This window comes from Shewanella psychropiezotolerans (assembly GCF_007197555.1).
GTDB classification, from domain to species: domain Bacteria; phylum Pseudomonadota; class Gammaproteobacteria; order Enterobacterales; family Shewanellaceae; genus Shewanella; species Shewanella psychropiezotolerans.
On the sequence record NZ_CP041614.1, the window covers coordinates 5163104 to 5188454 of the forward strand.

General features: G+C 45.3%; 22 protein-coding genes and 3 pseudogenes. 8 read left to right on the plus strand and 17 right to left on the minus strand.

The window, feature by feature from the left end:
• Positions 1–8 precede the first annotated feature (8 nt).
• The 5 genes from FM037_RS22615 to FM037_RS22635 all read right to left on the minus strand — a co-directional run bounded on the left by FM037_RS22615 (position 9) and on the right by FM037_RS22635 (position 5528).
• A complete protein-coding gene (locus FM037_RS22615; protein ID WP_144047862.1) occupies positions 9–1640 on the minus strand; it encodes an ABC transporter permease in 1632 nt (543 codons plus the stop codon).
• A gap of 497 nt (positions 1641–2137) precedes the next feature.
• On the minus strand, positions 2138–3145 hold the full coding sequence (locus tag FM037_RS22620) for an extracellular solute-binding protein (protein WP_144047863.1): 1008 nt from the start codon (positions 3143–3145) through the stop codon (positions 2138–2140).
• A gap of 270 nt (positions 3146–3415) precedes the next feature.
• A complete protein-coding gene (locus FM037_RS22625) occupies positions 3416–4012 on the minus strand; it encodes a glutathione S-transferase (protein ID WP_144047864.1) in 597 nt (198 codons plus the stop codon).
• 49 nt (positions 4013–4061) lie between these two features.
• Positions 4062–4811, minus strand: coding sequence for a ferredoxin--NADP reductase (locus tag FM037_RS22630; RefSeq protein ID WP_144047865.1), 750 nt, complete (start codon positions 4809–4811; stop codon positions 4062–4064).
• Between the two features lie 129 nt (positions 4812–4940).
• Positions 4941–5528: a DUF5610 domain-containing protein gene (locus tag FM037_RS22635; protein WP_144047866.1), complete on the minus strand. Its 588-nt coding sequence runs from the start codon at positions 5526–5528 to the stop codon at positions 4941–4943.
• 137 nt (positions 5529–5665) lie between these two features.
• On the opposite strand from FM037_RS22635, the gene FM037_RS22640 reads away from it, so the two are divergent.
• Positions 5666–6196 (plus strand): SixA phosphatase family protein, encoded by a 531-nt coding sequence (locus FM037_RS22640; protein WP_144047867.1) that lies wholly within the window; start codon positions 5666–5668, stop codon positions 6194–6196.
• A gap of 172 nt (positions 6197–6368) precedes the next feature.
• Positions 6369–6572: a hypothetical protein gene (locus FM037_RS22645; RefSeq protein WP_144047868.1), complete on the plus strand. Its 204-nt coding sequence runs from the start codon at positions 6369–6371 to the stop codon at positions 6570–6572.
• A 51-nt stretch (positions 6573–6623) separates the two neighbouring features.
• Here the strand turns inward: FM037_RS22645 and FM037_RS22650 are convergent, their stop codons facing one another.
• Together FM037_RS22650 and FM037_RS22655 are read right to left on the minus strand one after the other, a co-directional pair.
• Positions 6624–6887 (minus strand): hypothetical protein, encoded by a 264-nt coding sequence (locus tag FM037_RS22650; protein ID WP_144047869.1) that lies wholly within the window; start codon positions 6885–6887, stop codon positions 6624–6626.
• A 166-nt stretch (positions 6888–7053) separates the two neighbouring features.
• On the minus strand, positions 7054–8823 hold the full coding sequence (locus tag FM037_RS22655) for an ABCB family ABC transporter ATP-binding protein/permease (protein WP_144047870.1): 1770 nt from the start codon (positions 8821–8823) through the stop codon (positions 7054–7056).
• 416 nt (positions 8824–9239) lie between these two features.
• Between FM037_RS22655 and FM037_RS22660 the strand changes: the two genes are divergently transcribed.
• Positions 9240–9416, plus strand: a complete 177-nt coding sequence (locus tag FM037_RS22660; protein WP_144047871.1) for a hypothetical protein — start codon at positions 9240–9242, stop codon at positions 9414–9416.
• A 162-nt stretch (positions 9417–9578) separates the two neighbouring features.
• Here FM037_RS22660 and aroG read toward each other — a convergent pair.
• Positions 9579–10633 (minus strand): annotated as a pseudogene (gene aroG, locus FM037_RS22665) (3-deoxy-7-phosphoheptulonate synthase AroG).
• 627 nt (positions 10634–11260) lie between these two features.
• Here aroG and FM037_RS22670 point away from each other — a divergent pair.
• The gene (locus tag FM037_RS22670; RefSeq protein ID WP_144047872.1) at positions 11261–12133 is read left to right on the plus strand and encodes a lipase family protein; all 873 of its coding nucleotides are present in this window, start codon (positions 11261–11263) and stop codon (positions 12131–12133) included.
• Positions 12134–12142: 9 nt separating this feature from the next.
• Positions 12143–13435 carry a DUF4785 domain-containing protein gene (locus FM037_RS22675; RefSeq protein ID WP_144047873.1) on the plus strand — a complete coding sequence of 431 codons (1293 nt, stop codon included), beginning with the start codon at positions 12143–12145 and terminating at the stop codon, positions 13433–13435.
• Between the two features lie 78 nt (positions 13436–13513).
• Here the strand turns inward: FM037_RS22675 and FM037_RS22680 are convergent.
• The 6 genes and pseudogenes from FM037_RS22680 to lptF form a co-directional block, all read right to left on the minus strand.
• Positions 13514–14673, minus strand: a pseudogene (locus FM037_RS22680) (tetratricopeptide repeat protein).
• A 113-nt stretch (positions 14674–14786) separates the two neighbouring features.
• Entirely contained in the window at positions 14787–15143 is a 357-nt protein-coding gene (locus FM037_RS22685) for a hypothetical protein (RefSeq protein WP_144047874.1), read from the minus strand.
• 124 nt (positions 15144–15267) lie between these two features.
• Positions 15268–16517, minus strand: a pseudogene (locus FM037_RS22690) (ammonium transporter).
• Between the two features lie 12 nt (positions 16518–16529).
• Entirely contained in the window at positions 16530–16868 is a 339-nt protein-coding gene (locus tag FM037_RS22695) for a P-II family nitrogen regulator (protein WP_041419646.1), read from the minus strand.
• 443 nt (positions 16869–17311) lie between these two features.
• Positions 17312–18370, minus strand: coding sequence for an LPS export ABC transporter permease LptG (gene lptG, locus FM037_RS22700; protein WP_144047875.1), 1059 nt, complete (start codon positions 18368–18370; stop codon positions 17312–17314).
• On the minus strand, positions 18367–19479 hold the full coding sequence (gene lptF, locus FM037_RS22705) for an LPS export ABC transporter permease LptF (RefSeq protein ID WP_144047876.1): 1113 nt from the start codon (positions 19477–19479) through the stop codon (positions 18367–18369). Before lptF ends, lptG begins: the two co-directional genes overlap by 4 nt.
• 222 nt (positions 19480–19701) lie before the next feature.
• Between lptF and pepA the strand changes: the two genes are divergently transcribed.
• Positions 19702–21210: a leucyl aminopeptidase gene (gene pepA / locus FM037_RS22710; RefSeq protein WP_144047877.1), complete on the plus strand. Its 1509-nt coding sequence runs from the start codon at positions 19702–19704 to the stop codon at positions 21208–21210.
• A gap of 212 nt (positions 21211–21422) precedes the next feature.
• Here the strand turns inward: pepA and FM037_RS22715 are convergent, their stop codons facing one another.
• Entirely contained in the window at positions 21423–22415 is a 993-nt protein-coding gene (locus FM037_RS22715) for a zinc-binding dehydrogenase (protein ID WP_144047878.1), read from the minus strand.
• A gap of 169 nt (positions 22416–22584) precedes the next feature.
• Here FM037_RS22715 and FM037_RS22720 point away from each other — a divergent pair, with 169 nt between their 5' ends.
• Together FM037_RS22720 and FM037_RS22725 are read left to right on the plus strand one after the other, a co-directional pair.
• Positions 22585–23481, plus strand: a complete 897-nt coding sequence (locus tag FM037_RS22720) for a LysR family transcriptional regulator (protein ID WP_144047879.1) — start codon at positions 22585–22587, stop codon at positions 23479–23481.
• Positions 23482–23608: 127 nt separating this feature from the next.
• Positions 23609–24250 (plus strand): LysE family translocator, encoded by a 642-nt coding sequence (locus FM037_RS22725; RefSeq protein WP_144047880.1) that lies wholly within the window; start codon positions 23609–23611, stop codon positions 24248–24250.
• A gap of 41 nt (positions 24251–24291) precedes the next feature.
• Here FM037_RS22725 and FM037_RS22730 read toward each other — a convergent pair whose 3' ends face one another.
• Together FM037_RS22730 and FM037_RS22735 are read right to left on the minus strand one after the other, a co-directional pair.
• A complete protein-coding gene (locus FM037_RS22730) occupies positions 24292–24735 on the minus strand; it encodes a VOC family protein (protein ID WP_144047881.1) in 444 nt (147 codons plus the stop codon).
• 105 nt (positions 24736–24840) lie between these two features.
• The gene (locus tag FM037_RS22735; protein WP_144047882.1) at positions 24841–25230 is read right to left on the minus strand and encodes a DCC1-like thiol-disulfide oxidoreductase family protein; all 390 of its coding nucleotides are present in this window, start codon (positions 25228–25230) and stop codon (positions 24841–24843) included.
• Positions 25231–25351 lie beyond the last annotated feature (121 nt).

The following is a 25351-nucleotide window of genomic DNA, read 5'->3' on the forward strand; positions in this document are numbered from 1 at the left end:
ATTAATCGTTAGTTTTCTTGCTCTAAAGAGCGATTTAAATAAATAAGCGGCACCAGGCCAACCAGCACAATCACAATCGCGGCGAGTGCACCATGCTCGAGTTGCTCGTCGGAGACGAACTGAAATACATAAGTAGCTAAGTTTTCGAAACCCACGGGACGTAATAATAAGGCCACGGGTAACTCCTTCATACACTCGATAAACACCAGCAATAACCCAGCGAAGATCCCCTTTCTCAGTAATGGAATGTGTACTCGCCACAGCAAGGCTTTAGGCTTAAGCCCCATAGTGATAGCCGCCATGTCCAGTGAAGGTGAGATTCGTTTATAACTATTCTCAACACTGCCGATGGCGATGGCCGAAAAACGAATGCAGAAGGCAAAGATAATAATAAATACACTACCGGTAAAGACTAGTCCAGGTCCTGCTTGACCAAAATATTCATAGAGATCATTGACGGCAAAATCCAGCATGGTGAAGGGCACCAGAATACCGATAGCCAACACGGTCCCGGGAAGTGCATACCCAGTCGAGGCGAGCCGAGAGGGCAAGATATCTGAGGCTCTAGGGCTAATTCTTCGAATGAATATCAAGAATACGCCGATAAATACCGCGATAACACTGACAATCGCGGCGATATAAAGACTGTTGAAACTATACAGCCAAAACGCTGCATTCCAACTTTCATCGAAATAATCCCAGGCATATTGCAACAAAATAACAAACGGCAGCAGGAATGAAAACAAGAGTAAGAGGCTACAATAGGCTGTGGCCAAGCCGGAATTTACGCCCTTAAGCTTAGATACAGAGTTTTCATTGGGGCCAGATTGCTTCTGAAATAATTGCTGCTTTCTTCGTGCAAACCGCTCGAAGCCTATCATGGAAAAGACCACTAATAGCATGATAGCAGACAGCTTGGCTGCAGCCGATAAGCTGCCATAGCCAAGCCAGGTATCGTAAACTGCCGTCGTTAGTGTAGGCACTGCGAAATAACTCACAGTAGCAAAATCCGCCGCAGTCTCCATCGCCACCAACGATGCACCGACCGCCAAGGCAGGCCTTGCCATAGGCAGACTCAGGCGCCAAAAGCTCTGCCAGGGACCACAGCCCATGACTCTTGAAGCATGTTGCAGACTAGATGATTGCTCCATAAAGGCCGTTCTGGCGAGGAGATAAATATAGGGAAATAGCACCAGGGCAAGCACCACTGAGGCGCCCCCTAAGCTTCTTACCTCAGGGAAGTAATAATCGCTCGGAGATTGCCAGTCAAACCAGAGACGCAGCATCTTTTGCACAGGTCCGGCATAATCCAATAGATCCGTATAGACATACGCCACCACATAAGCAGGCATAGCTAAGGGAAGTAACAGTGCCCACTGAAACATTTTCCGCCCGGGGAATTGACACTTAGCCACCAGCCAGGCGGCGGGCGTCGCAATCAGCAATGCACAGATACAGACACCGAGCATAAGTAAAATAGTATTACTGATATAAGTAGGCAGCACGGTATTAAAAAGATGGCTAAACACATCCTCATCGGGAACGAAGGCCTGAGCTATGATAGCCAGCAGTGGCAGTATGATTATCGCCGCGATGAGATAGCCGACGAGAGACCAAGTTCTGGATAAACCTAAAATCATTGATGGGTCCACTTTATTTGACGGGGTATTATACCAACCTCATTAAATATCTGTTCAGTTCAGAGCCACTCAGGCTTTTCAATTCAAGGCGCATTGATGTAGAAATGGTTATTCCCTTTTAAATCAGTGCAACACAGAAGTGGAACGCCTGAGAGGCTCACGTAGTGCGGCCGATGTTTAAAGCAAAGGGCAAAGCCCTTTATGCTGCGTTACATGTTCTCGATATACGACTGAATGAATTCAGAAGGTAGAGCAACGCAGGAGCTTGTTGCCGAGAATAACTATTAGCTTCAAAATCCGCCTTGCCTACAGCGCTTTGAACTCCCGCTGAAAGGACACATATTAAATAGGGTTGGTATTATCCCCGACCAACCTAAATCTAAGCTTAAATGAGAAGAATTATAATACCGATTAGTATCACTGACTAAATATGTTAGCCATGACTCAAACAAAAATAGCCTTCAATTGAAGGCTATTTCATATTCAAGCATATTTTTTTATAGATCGAACTTAACCTCATCCAATAATCTGACTGCCGCATTGTGGTACTCGGCAAGCTTAAATATAGGCAGCTCATCGGCCTTAAACTCACCCCATGAGGCCACTAAGTCAGACGGCTTAACATCGGCTTTCACCGGGTACTCCATATTGATCTCGGCGTAGTTCTTCTGAGCGGCAGTACCCGATAGGTACTCCATCAATTTAATCGCATTATCTTTATGCTTAGAATACTTAGCCAGCGCCATCCCGGACACATTGATATGTGAACCTCGATTATCTTGATTGGGGAAGTTAATCTCTACCGCTTCGGCCCAAGGCACCTGCTTAGGGTCCTGAAGCATCTTGCCTAGATAATAACTATTGCCTATGGCGATATCACACATGCCCTCTTTTACCGCTTTAACTTGAGCACGGTCATTGCCTTGAGGTTTACGGGCCAGATTTGCCTTCCATCCCTCGAGCCAAGTCTTAGCTTCTGCTTCACCATGATGCGCAATCATAGAGGCCACAAGCGAGATATTGTAAGGATGCTTACCACTGCGGGTACAGATTTTGCCTTTGTACTTAGGATCGGCAAGATCTTCATAATCTATGTCTAATTTACCCAATCTATCTTTCGATGAGTAAATGTTACGGACTCTCATGGTCAAGGCGTACCAATTATCTTCCCGGGAGCGATACTTAGCAGGAATGTTCGCCTTCAGCAGCTCGCTATCCACTGGGATAACCAGATCTTTGTCGACAAGTTCCATCAAACGAGAGAAATCAGAAGTCAGTACGATGTCGGCAGGAGATAAACGGCCTTCACGCATCATGCGCTCAGCTATCCCTTTCTTGGAGAAAACCACATCCACGTCGATACCGGTTTCTTTAGTGAAGTTAGCTAAGATAGGCTCAACCAGAAATGCCTGACGGTATGAGTAAACCGTCAACGTCTCAGCCGCATTAGCTGCCGAAGCGAAACAAACCAAGCCTAAAATGGCCATACTTCTTGCTATTTTCATCTAAAAATCTCCCTCTACAACACGCCGATGTGAAATACTATAATGATAATTATTATCAATCGCAGTAAGGGTAATGAATCCTGACACTTTCGGCAAGTCATATAAGGGATAATGTCTCTTAAATGAGATATTTATCAACTTATTATACCTGTTCCCCATAAGCTTAAAATTAGCTTAATCCAAGATGAATGCTAGTAAGGGAAGTAAGATAAGCCCTGAGAGTTCTGGTTTAAACCCAGTATGGAAACTGAAGACTGGTACCGATTGGTATTACTTAGGTCGAGTCGCCTTCATTGCCGGAAGACGCTCAAAATCTGATAACCAGATGGCTAAAGCAGGTGCCACCTTTCTCCATTCCAGCTCCCCATGTCTAAAATCCAAGTACTCTAATAAACATGCCAGACAAACTTGTTGTATGGTTAGCTCAGGACTCATGGCTAAACCAGTCTGATCAATATGCCGCAGACCTCGAAGCAGAGCTTGTTCGAAGCGCCCAGTCCAAAATGGTGAGCGTTTGCCCTCCTCTTCCCTCATCTGCTCTTGTCTCAAGGCGACGGCACTATCTAACAAGCCTTTAATCAAGGAAAAATGACTCTCACCTATCCAGTTATGCTCTCGAATACCGAACAATAAGCCTTCACCGAACTCGCTGTCTAAGTAACGTAAAATGACCTCACTATCGAACAGAGGCGATCCATCATTGAGTTGTAAGCAAGGGATCTTTCCCAACGGGTTGATTTCGAGTAAGTCTTCACCATTATCCAATGGATTGGTCATGACCTCATCAATCCCAGTAATGCTTAAGTGTCGAATAACCAGCCTCACGCAACGAGAATAAGGTGAAGCATCTGAATAGAAGAGTTTCATTTGATTTCCATGTCTTGTGTTTAGATATGCACTAAAATAAGCGGGTCTATCACCAATATTTCTCTACCGTTATCTGGCCCGGCGCACGTCTCAGGTTCTTGGCCAAGCCCATATCGAGCAAGATTTTATTGGTATCAGATATCATATCCGGGTTACCGCAAAGCATGACTTGTGAATCCTGTGCCGTGATCTCGACTCCGACAAGTTTCTGTATCTCTCCGCTTTGAATCCCAATCGAGATACGAGTCTGTATTGCTTCGGGCAAGTCTTCCCGTGTAACGGAAAATACCAGTTTGAATTGATTAGGATAGCGTCGCTCAAGCTGTAACAGCTGCTCCTTGTAAGCCAGATCTTCCGCTAACCGTACTCCATAAACTAAGACCACAGTTTCAAACCTATTCCAAGGCTCATCCGTTTCCAGCATAGAGATAAAGGGGCCTACAGCCGTACCCGTTGCTAATAACCACAACTGCTTGCCTTCAAAAGAGGTGTTGGGGATCTCCTCTAAGGTCATAAAACCAGAGGCTTTAGGTGAGACATCGAGTTTATCACCCACCTTGAGTTGCTGCAGATTAGGAGAAAGTTGGCCGTCTTCGACCGAAACAGCCAATACCTCTATGATGTCACCGCCTGGCGAGTTAACAATTGAGTAGGCCCTGCCCACACGTTTATCACCCATAACCTGACTAAGTTTGATAAATTGACCGGCGATAAAAGGCTGAACATCGGCTCTTATCTTCAATGAAAACAGTTTATCATTCCAATCGACGCGTCCGACGACTTCACCTTCAATCCACATGCATAGCTCCAGCTACAAATTCAACTAATTGATCTTTAGCATAAAGCTTAACGCTTATCTAATGAATTAAAGATAATATCGCGATCTATTGAATCATCGGGTTAAACGACCGGGCTCACACATTATCGCTTAAGCGTCTTCAGTTTCATCAAGCTGGTTAAAACTGTCTCTGAATTCCTGCAGCCCTTCTTGCACTAATGAATAGGTCTGATCTACGCCATCGGCGATATCACCTTCGAGCACTTGCAGCCCCTTTAAGATCTCCCTGGCCTCACCAAATCCCTTATCGATGGCGCCACCAATGATCTCCATAAAAGAGTCAAGCTGCTCATCGAATCCCATATTAGCATTTTGTCCCTGATGTAGGCTGAAGAACTGAGTCGCAAAACTCACGATTCTTTCTGCCGTAGCTTCAGGTGAAGTATCGATACCATTAGCGTAGGCAGTTTGCAGAGCATTTTCCCCCATGGTAGGAGCTAGCTCTTCATTTATGGCTTCTATTGCCGCGCGATACAGTAATATCATAGGCTCATCACTGGAACTAAGATTCACCTCTTGCTGCGCCGAAATAATCGCCGTATTCATCAAGTGTTTACTGGTTGCAAAAGCCGTTTCTTTACGCGCAATATCTGATACATTTTTACCGTGATTATCTGTCGAGTCAGATTTATCGCGGGCGACTCGCGACACTTCTGTCCCATGGGTGTTGATTTCCATAACTGCCTCTCAAGATGATATCTCTACCTAACCATTATCGGCTATTTTCCGACCAGCTTTAGCATTAATCCATCCTATTGCTGTTTTATTGTTATACATTTCGCTAATGTAACTGCAAACCTTCAATAAATAACATCATGATGAGATTAATATACGTAATTTTGGCCCTCAGCCTGACACTATCCCTTAGCGCCAATGCCACAGAGGTCCATAACCAAGACCGATTAGAAGTGCGTAAAACCTTAGTGCTAATCAGGCATGCGGAAAAATCGGCCGGCGAAGATAAAGACCCAAGCCTTAGCCAGGCTGGAAAAATAAGAGCTGAGCGACTAGTCAATAAACTGAAACACTACCGATTTAGTCAATTACTCGCCTCACCCTTCAAACGGACTCAGGAAACCTTACTCCCCATAAGTGAATCCTTAGGTATTCCAATCAAAGTGATTGATGTGAAATCCGGACTAGAGGCCCATATAATCGCGACGGTTAACACCATCGAGGCACAAGCTGGCGATGTGCTCATTGCCGGACACTCTAACACCATACCTATGATAATTTCAGCTTTAGGCGGGCCCAAAATTGATGACTTAGATGAGAATCAATACTCGAATATCTATGAGCTTAAGATATACAGTTCAGGAGAAGTTGAGTTTACACGGCTAGAATAGCGTCGAAATCAGAGGGACTCAGTGGGAAGAAAACGATAGAGGGTTAGCTATAAGTATAATTGCTCTATTTCGCGATGAATATAATAATCTACACTGGATATTTATCGATTCTTACTGCAGAATCTCTGCTTTCTAGAATGACCGACAACAGAAAACCACAGGGAGAGCTAAGTTGAACTCAGAATATGAGAGCCAAAAACCATCGACCAAGAAACGTGCTCTGAACTGCAATAACTGTGATCGTCTGACCGTAATCGAAGGGGAGTCTGTATGTTTTCGTCAGGGAGAGATTATCAGTCTGAGTCTATTTGATCCATTAACTAAAGCTAACCAAAACTTGCCTCATATTGCTTGTGATGGCTGGAAAGCGGGTTAAACTGGCACGCTCTCCAATTATCTGAATCGACAATAAAAAGCATCGAGTAAGTTAGCCCACCATCATTCCCGCATAATCATTGGCAGAAAATTTAGTCTCTCTAATCAAGCCATGAACCTCCATACTAGGATTCAATTTAGCAAGACTAAGACCACGAGTCGTGACTCTCATTCCTGATGTCAGCTCAAGGTAGAGACTCAACAACTCATCTTGTTCCAGGCCACGCTTCTTAAGCGTCGCCATTATCGCTAACCAATCGGTATCAACGAAACTGTCTTGACCTTCAATGTTTACCTGTAAAGGAATATTCTTCATAGTTATCATCTCACCGTATTTTTTCCAGTTTATAGGGTAATTATACAAACTGAACCTGAACTAATGCTGAACTATTAACCAATCATATGCATTTATATTAACTAATATTGAATATTCTACAGCATTGTTCCGTCAGTCTGTAGATTTATATTCACTAGGTATAACATCAGTTTTGAATGTTCCATAACTTAGCATATAAACCATCATTGGCTAAAAGTGACTCATGGTTACCCGTTTCGACAAATTGTCCTTGGCTCAACACCAAGATTTGATCCGCATCGACAACGGTAGAGAGTCTATGGGCAATAACTAAGCTGGTATGCCCTTTAGCCACCTCTTTCAGTGCATTTAATATGGCCTGTTCCGATTGGCTATCTAATGAAGACGTCGCTTCATCAAACACCAAAAGAGGCGAGCCCTTTAAAATAGCCCTGGCGATAGCGACCCTCTGTTTCTCCCCGCCTGATAACTTCAAGCCCCTCTCTCCCACTGGGGTATTCCAGCCTTCGGGCAAGGTCTCAATGAAATGAGACAGATGCGCCATGTTAATGACCTGCTGAATCTCCTCATCGCTGGCATCGGGACGTCCGTAGCGAATATTTTCTAGCAAAGAGTCATTAAACAACACTGTATCTTGTGGGACTATGGCGATAGCCTGACGAAGTGCATCTTGAGTCAAGTTATTGATATTGACGCCATCTAAGCTAATACAGCCTTTTTCAACATCATAGAAACGAAAAAGCAGTTTAACGATAGTAGACTTACCCGCCCCACTATCCCCTACGATAGCGACTTTCTGTCCGGGCAAAATGGTAAAATTTACATCTTTCAGAATTTGACGAGTATTATAGCTGAAGCTAACAGACTCGAACTTCAACTCTCCAGCTCCCAGACAGACCTCTTTGGCACCTTCTTTATCCTGAATCAGAGGAACCCGTTTCAACAGGCCGAACATCCTCTCAATATTGGCTAAGGCGCCGCGAATTTCCCGATACACGAACCCTAAGAAATTGAGCGGGATGAAAAGTTGCATCATAAAGGCATTAACCAACACGAAATCACCTATGGTCATCACGCCTTGCACCACATTATAGGCGGCGAGTGCCAACATCATAGTCATTGCCACCGAAATAATCAGCGCTTGACCCACATTGAGGGCAAACAGTGACAGACGGTTTTTCCGTTTTGCATGCTCCCACTCTTCTAACGCTTCATCGTAACGTCTCGCCTCATAGGCTTCATTATTAAAATACTTAACCGTTTCATAATTCAGCAGGCTATCGATGGCACGGGTATTAGAGTGTGAATCCGCCTTAGCGGCTTCTCGCACGTACTCGGTACGCCATTCAGTTGCAAGTACAGAAAACAGTCCATAAGCCAAGACAGAACCTAAGGTGATTGCCGCAAAGGCGATACCATAATTATAAAAAAAGATGCCGACGACTAAGGCTATTTCTAATATCGTAGGCACGATATTAAACACCATAAAGCGCATCAGAAAGTTGATGCCGCTGGTACCTCTTTCTATATCCCGGGACAAACCTCCGGTTCTTCGCTCCAGATGAAATTCTAAGTCGAGACGGTGGAGATGTTCGAAAACATTGAGTCCCAGCCTTCTGATGGCCCGCTCGGTCACACGGCCAAACAAGGTATCTCTGACCTCTGAAATCAAGGTATTAAGTAACCTGAGTCCGCCATAGGCAACGACCAAGGCAATAGGCACACTAAGCAATTGCTCGGGTGATGCAGCACTTAAGCCGTCCACCAGAGACTTTAATATGAAGGGGAGAGAGACGCTGGCGACTTTTGCGATAATCAAACATAATAAGGCCAGAATCACCCTTTGTTTAAACTCTAACAGGTAGGGCCAAATCAGCTTCAACACATGGATATTCAATTTATCTATGGGTCCATCGAAATAAAGAGAGGGTCGCATTTATTATCAATCCTAATACAAGTTGAGCATCCCAGGAGGCAAAGACTAGTCGCCGACCAGTAAAGACCCTATGTTTAACCATACAAATGATAGTTTAAAGCATAAGCCGCTAGGGTTTGTTCACTTTTAAATATAAACATCACCTGTGCTTCCCTAGTGTAACGTCTATTTTCTGAGTTATTCAGCCAACTAAACCTTTAATCGGTAGACACCTCGTCACCACCAAGTGGCACTTTAGGCTTACAAATCGTCATTTCCAATAGTACAAAGGAACTACTTAAAGCAATTATTTTTGCAAAATCGTTAAAACGTAGCGTTTATTGTTAAATACAATAAAATAATTTGATACTCTTTTTTAACGCAGACCAAGTAAGGGAAACGACCAGCCCTTATACGCGATTTTAAAGGAAGCAAACATGCTGGATTCACCTAAAGTTCAATATCCGCCGTTGCCACTCATCCAGACCTGGATATGGATGATGACCCAATCCGGAGACTCAGACATTCAACAGAAAGGCCAAAATAATCTTATCGCTTCATTCGGAAGCTTAGCGAAAGCCAATGAATATCTGGTCAATCATAACCAAGGTTAATCCATTCATTCTAGGTTAAGATGAAATTTTTCACTTCCTACTGAACACACAAATCCCCTCTTTCGCTATCCCTGCGATCACGGATAAATACTTCCATGGACAAAAAAGGAGACCTAGGTCTCCTTTTTTGTCTCTATCTTAATCTCTAGTTACAATAAGCGATCAAGCCGAGCGACGGGCAATAATGCTCTGATTAAGTGTCTCTAAAATTGACTCAGTATCATCCCAGCCGATGCAGGCATCGGTAATACTCTGGCCATAACACAGAGGTTGGCCTTCAATATAATCTTGACGGCCTTCGATGAGGTTACTCTCGATCATGACACCAAATATCCCATGATTACCTTTAGAGACTTGAGCAGCCACATCATCTCCTACCAGCATTTGGCGCTTAAACTGCTTGGAGCTATTGGCATGGCTGAAATCGATCATGATATTAATGTCTAACCCGGCCTTCTCAAGTTGCCCACTGATGGTACTCACATGCTCCTTGCTGTAATTTGGTTCCTTACCACCCCGTAGGATGATATGGCAGTCCGAATTACCTTTGGTCTCGACGATAGCCGAGTGACCGAACTTAGTCACAGATAAGAAGTGATGAGGCGCACTCGCAGCACCTATGGCGTCAATGGCAACCTTAATAGTGCCATCGGTACCATTCTTAAAACCTACCGGAGAGGACAGACCCGAAGCCAATTCACGATGTACTTGCGACTCTGTGGTTCTCGCGCCAATCGCTCCCCAACACATAAGATCGGCAACATATTGGGGGTGATCATATCGAGAAACTCACCCGCCGTAGGTATGCCAAGATCGTTGAGATCCAGCAATAATTTACGCGCGGTTCTCAGCCCATCGTTTAGCCTGAAGCTATTGTCCATATATGGATCGTTAATCAGTCCCTTCCAACCCACTGTGGTGCGGGGCTTTTCGAAATAGACTCGCATAACAATCTCTAACTGATCTTTGTATTGCTCACGCAACTTTACTAAACGCTCACCATACTCTAGCGCAGCTTGAGGATCATGGATTGAACATGGACCAATGACAACCAATAGACGGTCATCATTTTTCTTCAAGATCTGATGGATGTTTTCGCGTGCGTTAAAAACGGTAGCCGATGCATTCTCAGTCGCCGGAAATCGCTCAAATATTGCGATTGGTGGCAGTAATTCTTTGATCTTGTTAATTCGAACGTCATCATTTTTGTAATACATGGTAATAAACTCACTCCGGCTATCGTTAAAACAGACTTCTCTCAATTGCGCTACTAAGTTCAATTTATCCAGTATTGTCCCGTAATGCAACAAGATATAGCCATGAACAAGAAATAATAACCAACCGATTGTTATATAAAGATAAAAAATGATCGCGATTTCAATTAAAGAAGAGGATACCCGGCATAAACAATGAGTTAATTAAAATAAACCCATGATTTTTATTGTATTTAAGAATCATTCAAGGGCAAACAAACATATCTCTGAGCTAACTTAGTGAAAACTAAGCTATAGGTTGAAATGTGTTGAATTAGAAAATCAGATTAGCTGGCTAATTCAACCTTAGGTTTACTCAATCTGGACAAATTTGGCAATAACTACGGCTAAGACCCATTTCGCTATTCATTGAAATAATTTCAAACACCTATCAGTTAAATATACCTAGCCAAGCTGTTTAATAGCTAACGTCCAGAAAACGTTTAAAACAAAATACCTTAGCAGTCATATTAACTGGTACTAATGTACTGCCACTTCTGCTTGATTGTTCAATTATCAGCCACTAGGTTAACCAAAGAGGTCGGACATAAGACCTCATACCTGAGTAACATACTAAAAAGAGATAACCCAATGAAAAACTATTACAAGCTAATACTCTTGGGCCTGTTTATATCCAGCCCATTAATATTCAGTCCATTCAGCTATGGCGCCAGCGGCATAGTGTTTATCCATGGCACTGGTGATCAAACCGATGCCGCAAATGATTATTGGTCCCGGGAGTTTATCGACTCCGTCAGACAAGGTATGCCCGAACCCGCTAACTATCAAGTAATCAACTGTAATTTCGATCAATACATGTGGGATGAAGCCGCCGCCGGTTGTTTGGCGAACCAGCTGCACACATTTATTCAGAATAAGAATATCGATGATCTACTCATGGTCACCCATTCCAATGGTGGCAATATTGTCAGATGGATATTATCTAATCCCACCTGGGATGGCCGCTACATAGACATTATCAATGCCACCAGCCGAGTCATAGCCCTGGCTCCCTCTAGTGGCGGCACTCCATTAGCAGATGCGGTGAATCAAGGCAGTGTCTTTGAAACAACCTTAGGCTGGCTATTAGGTTATGGCAGTGACGCGGTCAAGCAACAACAAGTCAGTTGGATGAGCTACTACAACAGCACCTGGCTTAACGGGACTCAGAATCGTCCGAGTCTGGGGAAGCCATTTGAAGTCGTGGTGGGCTCGGATGTAGATTCGGCGATCTGGGACGGTGACAGCTACTGTGCAGGCTACCAATATCAAGTCGCGCTCGAAACCACACAGAACTGGTTAGATGATTGCTCCGACGGATTCTTAGAGTGCAGTTCTCAGAGTGCTGCCGGCACTGTTTGGTTTACCGATAAACAAAAAACGGCAGGAAGAGAACCCTTGAGTCACCAACAAAGCAGACGAGCTTGTTTCAATCTCGACAGCTTGATCCGCAACCATATATAGGAGTCAAACATGAAAATTTTCCCATTTATGCTGGTGACATTATCGATAACGCCCCTTCTGACAGCCTGTCAGGATGAAACCGCTACATCGGCTCCCGATACTCAAACTCAGAGCTTCACACAGACATCATTGTCCTTGCCTCAACAGGGAGACTTTAGTGTCACAGACGTCACAGAGCCTCAACTGCCACCGATTAACAGCAGCAGAGAATCCTTAAGCTTTATCAGTGTGCCATCTAAGACATTGAGCATAAGCCCACCACCTAGTTCACATTCAAGCAGCAGTGATGAATATTGGACCACAGTCACAGGCGCCGAGTTAAATCGTGGCGTGAGTCTATCCATCAGTCAAGCCTCCAGCGTTATTCGCATCTCACCCAGAGCGGACACGAGTTCAGGCTCCTTGATGCATAGCCAGGCCATCTCTCCCGATAGGATCCAACTGATTAATCTGAATAACAAACCGGGTGCCAGTAAGTCTTCATCCAATATTCATTCTCTGGCGGATCCCCAAGCCTTAGCAACAGCCGGTCTCACAGATGATTCCAGCGCCCTGACCATGTCTTCCAGCGCTAAGCCAGGAAAATATCAACTTAAGGTATCTGAACACTTAGCCCCTAAGTCCAGTTATCTGGTGAATGTGAAAGAGAAACACTCACCCTATCAACTCATGCTCACCAGTAAATTCAGGGTATCGAGTCAAGCCCGGAGCCTGGATTTTAATGTTTCACTGACTAATAGCGATCACTCACTCAAGCCCACGGCGAGCTTAAAGCACTCAGATGGTAGTTATCAGACTCTCAAGCTTGTGTCTAATAATGGCCAGTGGCAGGCACAACTACCCGACACCTTAGCCATGCCGAGCAGTAATCGAGGGTTGAGTGAGATTCAAATTGACACACAGACTCTTGTTAACGGCATCGAGGTCATCAGAACCGTGAAAACAGCCTTCAAACAATTCGTGCCTTCGGCCAAGATCCAGCAACAAGTGAACACTCGCTGGCGAGAAGGTGTCCCCATTAGCATCTCCTTTAGCTTAGATATCGCCGAGGAGGGTCGCTTCGCCCTGTCTGGTTACCTGACAGGAAGCGATGCCTCAGGCCAAGATAAAACGATTTTAAAAACCGAGTCGGCAAACTGGCTTACCTTAGATAATTCAGCAATGCTACTGAAATTAGATCCGCTATTAATCCAGGAGTCCGGGTTGAGCACTCCCTTCAAATTAATGGGCTTGGAGCTTAAAGATCAGGGACAGATGGCCAGGTTGAGTTATCAGCAAGAGGCCCTGATACTCGAACAATAATGACTGTGGGTAACACATTCGCTCTATAAACAGAGAAAGCACTCAAAAGAGTGCTTTCTCTGTTTATAGACGCCGACATTAGTGGCTTCTCATCGCGTGTAACTTAGCTTGATACCTGACCTTATTATTCTCATCTCGAGTAAGGCTCAAGGCTTTCTCCATATTCTTCTTCGCCAGACGTTCATCCCCTGTGGCCCAATAAGCCCGGGACAGACCAAAGTAAAATTCGTGACGATAATCTGCCTTATCTACCGCCCTCTTATACCAGAGTAATGCATCTTGATATTCTCTCTCGAAATACGCTTGCTGCGCCATATCATAGTAATAATAAGGATTGGCTATTCGATCTAACTCGAGGACTTTATGAATTTTTGCCCACTCATCTAACCTGTCTTGGGAACCCAATAAGATGGCATAATTATATAAGGCATTCATATTGTGATCACTGATACTTAATGCCAGTTTGTACAAGATTTCCGCTTGCTGTTCTAAGCCTTTATAACGATAAAGTACCGCTAAGGTGTTCAAGGCTGGGACATAATCGCCTTGCTGTTGCAGGCCTAACTTTAACAGGCCATAGGCTCTGTCATAATCACCAAGCACCAACGACTCGGCCGCAACATTATTATAAAACATAGCAAGCACGGTCTGCTTATCCACTCTTATCTTGTTATACGCCCTCACCGCTCTCTCAGGCAGAAAATCTATCTGTATCGCCCTTTTTGACACAAATATCCTATCAGAGCGGGTTCTGGGGATTAAACGTAAATTAACATGGCCGTTGATCAGATAAAAATTGCCCTGTTTGTCCCACACTGGTGGCACTTCAATGTCCTGGAACTCTACATCCACTCCGACAACATCGGCTAATGCCGCCGTGAGTAACACCAGAGACATGCAATTTCCGGCGCGATCGCCATAGGTTTGTGCCGCAGTTCGCGTCCTATAGTCTCGATACTCGAACCCACCATTTTCGGCATCGATATAATTGGCTAACCACTCATGGGGCAAGATGTCGTTATTACTTAATGTTGTGGCCCGCCTAAATTGCCTGTACACCTCACTCTTCGCCGAGTCGGGAAGGCGTAACAGGCTTTCGGCGGGGGTAATCCAGTGACCATATCGAAGTGTTCATCATAGAAATATTGGCTGATATTACTGATGTGTTTCGGCTCAGGGCTAGCAGTGCAGGCCTGGAGGAGCAGTAGTACAATAATTGCGGACGGGATTTTCACCATAGGTCTCAAGCCTTAAGTTTCGATATCCTTGGTGTAGCTTACGTCATGATGAAAAAACACGCAGAAAATAAAAGTTACAAAAAGTTAACAAGTCCGTTGTTTTAGCAGCAAGATCACTTGATAACAGGGTCAGCCTGATCGCCAACCGCATCCACCTGAATATAGACATCCCGATTCTGATACTGATAAGGCCGATAAAATAAGCCATGGCAGGAATAATAGGCGTAGGGTCTAGCCAGTAAGATACATCCTGTGGGAAGGGCTTGTAAGATCTGGATCTGTTGCTGCATTCTGAGGGCTTCTTGCCATTGATGATCCCGTAAAACCTGATCTCTCACGGCAAAGGCATCAAATGGCTCGCTGGACTTGCGGACCACGACTTGTCCGGCATAGCTTAGCGCCGACAAGCATAGTACGCCTAAGGTGAAGAAAGCTAAACTCGTCTTACCAAGCGTCTTGAAAAATCTCATCTCTGGCTGCCCCGTTCATGTTTAAAGCACATAGGTCTTCTCTTCATGATACAAAAAAACAGGGCATAATGCCCTGTTTGATTGGTGAATAGCTGCGCCTTACAAGTATAAGCTCTTGCCTATTTTAACGAGCACTCTTGACTGACACGAACTCAGGGTAGGCATCTATGCCACAATCTGCTGCATCCATCCCCTTATACTCGTCCTCTTCGGTAACACGGATCCCATGGTCAACTTAAGCACATACCAGACTACAAAAGAGGCTGAGAATACCCAGGCAAAGATAACGCCAGCCCCATAGAGTTGACCTAAGACAGTCGCATCGGCGTTAGACAGCGGCACGAACATCAGACCGAAGAAACCCGCCACACCGTGAACCGAAATAGCACCCACGGGATCATCAATCTTAAGCCTGTCTAACGCCACAATGGAGAAAATGACCAGACCACCGGCAATCAGGCCTATCACGGCCGCAAAGGAAATTGAAGGTGATAAGGGATCGGCAGTAATAGCCACGAGTCCAGCTAATGCGCCATTGAGTATCATGGTCAGATCTGCCTTTCCCCACACCATCTTACAGACGACGAGTGCCGACACTGCGCCAAATGCCGCCGCAGAATTGGTATTAAGGAAAATTTTAGCCACCGCGGTTGCGTTTTCTGTATCGGATAACAGTAACTGTGAGCCACCGTTAAAGCCAAACCATCCCATCCACAGTATAAACATACCCAGAGTCGCCATAGGTAAGTTTGACCCCGGGATTGGGTTGATTTGGCCATTTGGCCCATATTTCCCCTTACGGGCACCCAACAAAAGAACGCCGGCAATCGCTGCAGCCGCACCAGCCATATGAACGATACCACTGCCGGCGAAATCGACAAATCCAGCCTCAGACAGGAAGCCACCGCCCCAGGTCCAATAACCCTCAACTGGATAAATAAAGGCTGTCATTACGACAGAGAAAGCTAAGAAAGCCCATAGTTTCATGCGCTCGGCAACCGCACCGGAAACGATGGACATAGCGGTAGCGACAAACACCACCTGAAAGAAGAAATCAGACTCGAGTGCATGATCTGCATCATCGGCTTGACTGCCAATAAATGTACCGATAGAAGGTAACCAGCCACCTTCACCGTTATCGACATACATGATGTTATATCCCACGATCAGATACATCACGCAGGCAATCGAATACAGACACACATTCTTGGTGAGAATTTCTGTGGTGTTTTTGGAGCGTACGAGTCCGGCCTCCAGCATGGCAAAACCGGCCGCCATCCACATGACTAACGCACCAGAAATCAAGAAATAAAAGGTATCCAGAGCGAACCTTAATTCAGAAACTGTCACCCCTAATTTGGCTAAATCTTCCATCACGCTTCTCCCTTATAATGCTTCGCTATCGGTCTCGCCCGTACGGATACGGATAACCTGTTCTAGGTCGGTGACAAAAATTTTGCCATCTCCAATCTTGCCGGTACGGGCAGCATTGGTAATCGATTCAATTAACAACTCAAGATTCTCGGCCTTGGTCGCAATGTCTAATTTAACCTTAGGGAGGAAGTCCACCTGATACTCGGCGCCTCGATACAGCTCGGTATGCCCTTTTTGACGACCGAAACCTTTAACTTCAGTAACTGTCATCCCCTCTATACCCACACCAGCAATTGCTTCGCGGACATCGTCCAATTTGAACGGTTTAATGATAGCGCTGACCAGTTTCATTCTGACCTCCAAGGTATTTTGGTTATTTATTTCTAGTTTTAACTATTCAATCATCAGGCCAAGTCAACAAACCATTAACTTTTAATGAGTTAATAAAATCCAGGCAAATACCATCGAATACAAATGCACCAAACGAGTGCGAATATTCGGACCTCGCACAAATATAGCGCACGCAAATACTTGGGCTTGTCATGGCTATAGCCAACCTGTAACGGGAGTTAAATTGAATGAGCCCCAAAGGCAATAGAGCAATAGAGAATTAGCTGATTAGCTGACTAAGATACGGATGTCATAGGGGAGTTTTTGATTTTAGAATGTGGATTTTGAAATAGAGGTTTTACGCAGTTTTTTTTAATGACACCTTACCGTTTACATAAGGTGTCATGTTTTTAGGGGGCCATCTCTTATGGCTAACAACTTATAGCTTAAGACTATTCTGGTATTTATTTTCTAATAAAATAAATCGCTACGCTACTGAATATCACTGCCGGCATCACGGCGCCGAGGAAGGCAGGCAAGCCATAGACCAGAGTCAGAGGTCCGAAGATTTCACTGCTGATATAGAAGGTAAAACCGGCAATAACCCCCAACAACACCCGAGCGCCCATGGTCACGGTTCTCAAGGGACCAAACACGAATGAGAGCGCCACCAACATCATCACAGCAACGGTGACGGGCTGCATAACTTTACGCCACAACGCCAACTCATAACGGCCAGAATCTTGATTGTTCAACTTAAGATAGTCCAAGTAGCCCATCAAACCTTGAATAGAGAGTGATTCGGGCTTGACCGAGACGACACTCAACTTATCTGGTGTCAGTGTCGAATCCCAGCGATACAGGGTCAGGTCGGTCAGTGTCACCTTGTCCTTGGTCAAATCTGTTTGCCTGACATCGATAAGACGCCAGTGATCATTTGAGTATACGCCGCGCTCGGCATGTATTGTCTTCACTAAGGTCAAGGTGCTATCAAACTCATACAAGGTAATATTGCGCAGGCTGTTAATATTTTCCACTTCGCCGATATTGACGAACAGATCACCATCTTTTGCCCAGATCCCACGACTCGATTTGATCAGACTGCCACCGGATACCTTGAATGCTTGCAGTTCATTAGCGCGCCTTTCCGCCGCCGGCGCTCCCCACTCACCGAGCACCATAATCATCAGCATGAGTGGCACGGCAGTCTTCATTGCCGACAGGGTGATTTGAAAGCGAGACAAGCCAGAAGACTGCATCACCACGAGTTCCGACCCCGACGCCAGCATACCCATACCGATCAAAGCACCGAGTAATACCGCCATAGGGAAGAACATCTCGATATCACGAGGAATAAGAAACAGCACATAGATGCCTGCATCTAGCATGGTATAGCTACCACGACCTACGACACGAAGTTGATCCACCCATTTTATAATGCCAGACAGACCGGTGAGAATAAGCAGACACAGGGCCGAGCTGCTGACTAAAGTTCTGGCGATATATAAATCTAATATTTTCACGCACTGACCCTCTTGCGCTTAAATATCCCGCTCAGTTTAACACCGGAAGGACGCTCTTTGCCTAAGAGCAGTATCCCCATGAAGAGGGCGGATGCATGTATCCACCACATCCCCAGATACTCAGGTATCACGCCGTCTTCCAGCGCTTTACGCCCAGCAATCATCAGACCAAAATACCCCAGATAGAGTAGAATTGCCGGGAACATCTTGGCGAACTTGCCCTGACGCACATTAACCCTGGCCATAGGCACGGCAATAAGGGTCATTAAGGGGATAGCTAAAGGAATGGCCAGACGCCAATGAAATTCAGCCGTTGCCGCGGGTCCCTCTATATCCATCAGCTCTTTAATAGGCATGGCGGAGAGCTTACGACGGCGTTCATCGACCGGTTGCTCCTTGATCTGCATCTGGTAGCTGCCGAACTCGATGATCTGAAAATCCACTTGCTTAGGCGTCGCTTGGTATTGCACACCGTCACTCAGTTGCAAGCGCTGACCACCAGTCTCATCCTCGATGACCTTACCACCTTCGGCAACGACGATATTACTGATACCTGATTCATCATCTGGGTCTGGTAGTTGTGCTACGAACACCTTTTTCAGCTCGTTATTGCGACCAATTCGTTCGACAAAAAGCACGGCTCTGCCATTGGGACTGGTTTGAAAACGTCCCTGAGTGATGGCTGCCAGCCCCGCTTCTGACTGAGCATGCTCGAGTACCTGATTCTGCTTCTCTTCGGCCCAAGGTGTCACATAAATCGACAGCATACCGGTAAAAATCATATTGCCTACGGCCAACAACAGGGTCACTCGAGTGATGTACCACTCACTCACTCCCACGCCGTGAAGAATAACCATTTCACTGTCGGCATACATTCGGCCATGAGCCATTAAAATACCGAGAAATAAACTCAGCGGTATCACCAAAACTGCCAGATAAGGTAAATTAAGACCCAATAATGTCATGACTAACGAAGCAGGAAATTCTCCGTCAGATGCATCTGCGAGTACACGAACAAAATGTTGGCTTATAAAAATAGCTAAAAGTACTGTAAGAACGGCTATTTGTGCCTTGAAAACTTCTCTAATCAAATATCTAAATACAATCACAGGCTGGATCCGGTCCCTAAACTTATAATTATGCTGGTATCAGGTTAACTTTCATGTAGACTGTCTACTTTTGGTAGTTTTGTAACCAGCCATTAACTAAATATGGTATGAAAACACCTAAAAAAATAAACTTTGATGTACCAAATTTAGGCCCGTTTTGGGGCACAAGCAGACATTATCTAATAAATAATAAAATTTGTCTTTAAGAATCTAGGAGAGCTCATGGAGTTTAGCGTTAAGAGCGGTAGTCCGGAAAAACAGCGTTCAGCCTGTATAGTGGTTGGCGTATATGAACCAAGGCGCCTATCGGGTATTGCTGAGCAGCTTGATAAAATTAGTGAGGGCTACATTAGCAACTTACTTCGTCGTGGGGATCTCGAAGGCAAGCCAGGGCAGATGCTTCTTTTACATCATGTGCCTAATGTTCTCAGTGAACGTGTGCTTTTGGTTGGCTGTGGTAAAGAACGCGAGCTCGATGAGCGTCAATACAAGCAGATCATCAACAAAACCATCACTACGCTTAACGAAACTGGTTCAATGGAAGCCGTTTGCTTCCTAACTGAACTGCACGTGAAGGGCCGTGATACTTACTGGAAAGTTCGTGAAGCCGTTGAAACTACACAGAACAGCCTATACAACTTCGATGTATTGAAGACCAATAAGGGTGAGACTCGCCGTCCGCTACGTAAGCTAGTCTTCAATGTACCTACACGCCGTGAACTGGCCGTGGGTGAGCGCGCAATCGAACACGGTATGGCCGTGTCAGCCGGTATGCATCTTTGTCGTGATGTTGCCAACATGCCGCCTAACATCTGTAATCCAGCCTATCTAGCATCACAAGCTCGCCAAATGGGTGAAGTCTGTGAAGAGCTAACTGTGACCACCTTAGGTGAAGAGCAAATGGCCAAGTTGGGCATGAACTCGTACCTTGCAGTGGGCCGTGGCAGTGTCAACGAATCCATCATGACTGTGATGGAGTACAAGGGCGCAGTCGACAGCACTCAGAAGCCGATTGTTCTTATTGGTAAAGGTCTGACATTCGACTCTGGTGGTATTTCACTTAAGCCTGGCGAAGCCATGGATGAAATGAAGTACGACATGGGCGGAGCCGCCGGTGTTATCGGTGCAATGAAAGCCCTTTGTGACCTGAATCTTAAAATCAATGTGATCGGTATTCTTGCTGGCTGTGAAAACATGCCATCGAGCAATGCTTACCGCCCAGGTGATATCCTCACCACTATGTCGGGACAAACTGTCGAAGTGTTAAACACAGATGCAGAAGGTCGCCTGGTATTGTGTGATGTATTGACCTACGTTGAGCGCTTCGACCCTGAGCTAGTTGTCGATACTGCAACTCTGACGGGTGCCTGTGTTATCGCACTGGGTAAACACGCTTCGGGTCTTTTCTCTGGTCATAATCCACTGGCACACGAGCTATTAAATGCTGGTGAGCAGAGTGGCGATCGCGCATGGCGCTTACCATTATGGGATGTGTATCAAGAGCATCTTGAAAGCCCATTTGCCGATATGACTAACCTTGGTGGTCGTCCCGCTGGTGCCATCACGGCAGCTTGCTTCCTGTCTCGCTTCACCAAGAAGTACAACTGGGCACACTTAGATGTTGCCGGTACCGCTTGGAACAGTGGCGCGAACAAGGGCTCTACCGGACGTCCGGTACCGCTATTGACTCAGTTCCTGATCAACCGAGCGGGTGTTCCTCAAGGGGAATAACACACATTTGAAAAGTTAAGCCGAAAGGGCGAAGAATTATCTCTTCGCCCTTTTTATTTGGCTCTGTCCCGCCCTGATATAGGGAGATGAGTATAAATCCTCAGCTCCCTGTTTCACTCGTTTTATATCTGTTCGGATTCTTGTAGCCTATGATCTAGACTAAATCGACCCGATCCTAATACCCAAAGAAAAAGGAAGCCCAAGACCGTTGATTAGTTCGAATTAGTCTTCACTACAATTTTCCCGATTGCTTTATTTTCGTCCATTAAGGTATGGGCTTGGCGAATATCATCGAAATCGAAGACCTCCGATGTGATATTGGGCATACTCCCCTGTGCCACTTGCTCAGCGATCCAATTCAATGGTGATGCATTCAGAGGCAGAGCCTCGCTCCCCAACATACCACTCTGGAAGAAACTCAGTTTTATCGAGCTGGGTAAATCACTCATCAAACCAAAGCTCTCAATTACAGGTGCGCCTCCCAGTAAACCCACAACTGTCACTTCTCCCCAGGGCCTCAATGCCTTCATGGTATCGATGACGGTCGATGCCCCAACCACTTCTAAGGCCTTATCCACTCCCTTAGGATAAAGAGTCCGCACAGCTGCTGAAACCTCTCCATCATCGATCAGCACATGATCTGCCCCCAGTGATTTCAGACGTTCGACATTGCTCTCCTGCCTCGTGGTCGCTATCACGCTCAAGCCTCGCGCCTTGGCATAGGTTAATCCGGCAAGCCCAAGAGAAGATGTCGCCCCACGTATAAGCAAGGTTTCACCCGTTCGTATATTCAAAGTTCTATCCAGCGCTCCCCATACTGTTAAATAGGCTTGTGGCAACGCCGCCAGTAACACAAAGTCCACATCACTATTGATGACTTGCACATTGCTTTTATTCACTGTGATGATTTCGGCATACCCACCGTGGCGGGCAAACATCATTCCGCCCATGGCAGTTACCACCTTATCACCTATTCTGAAGGTATTACTTGGGTCCTCCAACACCACTCCAGCGGCCTCGATACCTGGAGAAAATTCTGGGTTGATGGTGCCAAATGCTCCGTTACGATAATAGGTTTCCGCCTTATTCAATCCAAATGCTTTCACTCGTATTTTAACTTCACCTTGGGCAGTCACGGGCTCACTCATCTCACGAATTTCTAGTACTTCTGGACCACCGGCTTGCGTTGCTATAATTGCTTTCATAAAGCATTTCCTATGGAGTTAATGTTTGTTGATAGGACAACTATAACGAGTCGATTAACCTAAAATTAGAGACCATTTCATGAATTACTTTTCCATTTATAGTGGTAATCTAGAAACCATCATCCGATTAACCTTATTTCACAGCTAAATATCAAGGTGCTAATCAGTCATGGATCTCAACTCATTGAACATTTTCGTACATGTGGTTCAGCAAGGCAGCTTCTCAGGGGCCTCAAGGGCAATGAATATTCCAGTTGCAACGATCAGCCGTCGAGTCAGTGAGCTCGAGGCACAATTGCAGCAAAGTCTACTCGTTCGCACGACGCGAAAATTGACCTTGACCCCATCAGGTAAAGTTCTTTATCAAAGAGCCTGCGTGGGGCTAGATGAAATTTTTGCAGCTAAACAAGCCATGAATGAGCAACAGGAAGAATACAAAGGAAAGCTGAGGATCTCGATTCCTCCGGCGCTCTACGTACTAGATGACATGTTTCATGCCTTCAATGAAGCCTATCCCGACATACAGCTAGAAGTGTTCAGTTCAGTGAAGAAAGTCGATTTTATCGAAGATGATATCGATATTCTTATCAGGATTGGTAAGCTTAATTATGAGTCCGCAATAGCCAGGCATTTGGGACAATTTAGGCATGTAATTGTCAGTAGCCAAAAGTTTATCAATCGCTACGGTATGCCTAAGCATCCATCAGAATTGGCTACTCTTCCTATTGCTGCCTGGATATCTCGAGACAGTGAAGTGATATGGCAACTGGGCGAGCACTGTCAGTCGATTAAGCCTAAGTTTTTGTCCAATGATTATGCCCATATTCTTTCATCCATCCGCACGGGCAACATGCTGGGTGAGCTCCCCCCTATGCTGGCAAATTCTTTGATCGATTCCGGGGAGCTGGTAGAGGTGTTGACCGACTTTCCCTTGCCTCTTATCGATCTACACTTACTCTACCCAAGCCGTAAACACCTATCTCGCCTAAGCAAGGCCTTCATCGATGACTTTATCGCGTTTTGTCAACAACACAGCCATGACGGAACTCTGTTTAACCGTATCTAGGGACGATTGCTCCTTCGAGCTTTAATTTTGTACAAATTTGAAAAAAAATATACACACACTAAAAATACAGGTAAAAGATGCAAACCTAATATGGGTTAAATTTAGATGAGCAATTCAAGGAGTACATATGGAATTAAGCACAATCTTAATGTTTGTCATTGCATCTCTATCCATCAATCTGATCCCCGGGCCTGATGTGGTGTACATAGTATCTAATACCATGAAGGGTAAATTAAAATCGGGGATTGCGGCATCTCTAGGGCTAGGTGCTGGCTATTTGGTACATACTTTAGCCGCGGTATTTGGCTTATCGGCGCTAATACTAAGCTCTGCCTTCCTGTTCAGTGTGGTTAAGTACTTAGGCGCGGCCTATCTACTATATTTGGGAATCACCTCGCTAATAAACTGTTACAAAGGTCAATCTAAACTGGTTGCCAATAATGACACTGAGTCTCGAGTTACGAGTGTTAGAAATGTGTTTACACAAGGGGTTGTCGTTAGCGTACTAAACCCTAAAGTGGCCATGTTTTACCTGGCTTTCTTACCACAATTTATTGATATATCTTCTCAATCAGCCACTAAAGAGTTGATGATTTTAGGGCTATTGTTCAGCGCTCTGGCTACAGGCTGTAATTTAGTCTATTCCTTCTTAGGCAGCATACTATTTAGTAGCCCAAAAGCTGCAAAGTATTCCAGAGGTATAGAGGGAGGCTCAGGTCTTATACTCGTGGGTTTAAGTGCAAAAATTGCCTTGAGTGAAAGTCAGTAAATTTATGCACAAGATGTGAGAGTGGCCTCATGGAGCGACTCTCACTTGATGAGTTCTGGGGCTCCAGGCCCCAGTGGCTGACCATAGCTGAACTCGATAAAGTTGCCATCGGGATCTCTGACGCCGCAATAATATCCCGCAGGGTATTTATCGTTCCGTACCCCCCAAACCAAAATCCCCTCTTCCTCGGCGCGTTTGGCCACCCTATCCACGGCTTCTTTACTCTCCAGAGCAAAACCTAAGTGGGAAAAGTCGTTCATCTGCTGTTTATGGCCACATCCTCCGGGAAGCACCACAATAATAAACTGCGATTCCTGTCCCGGCTCACAAAGCCAAACAATACGCTTTTCTCCGCTTGGCCGTTCATGGCTATTACCGCAGGGGCGTTCATGAATGACACTCATGCCAGCGTAAGAAGAGTAAAAGTCGACACAGGCTTCAAGGTCCATGACGTGTAAAGCAATATGGGTCAGTGCAATCGCCATCTATAATCTCCCTTCGCAATTAAGCCGCCGGTAAGCGCTTATACGATAAAGCTCAATAACATTCATGACATGCAATCAGACATAATGGACCAGTGTAATCGCCATCTATAACCTTCCTTCACATTTAAGTCGCCTGTAGACAGCCTTGTGATATAGGTTTGATAATAGCGGACGCACTAACTTTAGCCCCATCAACCAAGCCAATGGTTTCAGTATCGGCACCCGTTGCATCAAGACTATGTAGGCATCAAGCTCAGATACGACTCTAGGTTTCTTTACATTTTCGCATTCACCAATGATCACATGTAGTTCGGTTAGCGCCTTGAACGGTTCAATCCCCCAAGCCTTTAACTTCTCGTCCTGATCTGTAATATCGAACCAGTTGACCCCATCGGCATGGCCTCCCGCGATACGTGAATAATTATCTCTATCCTTGATGCATCGGGGACAGGCACCATCGTAGAGGACATATAAATTTGGCTGACTTGGGTTCATATATTGAGTTTAGTCGATATATATCGCCCACTTTTCAGTGAAAATACTTAGGGTAAAAGTGATCAGAATGTCCTATCTTTAAATTCTGGCTTTATAAAGGATTCAACCTAGAGCCAGCTCG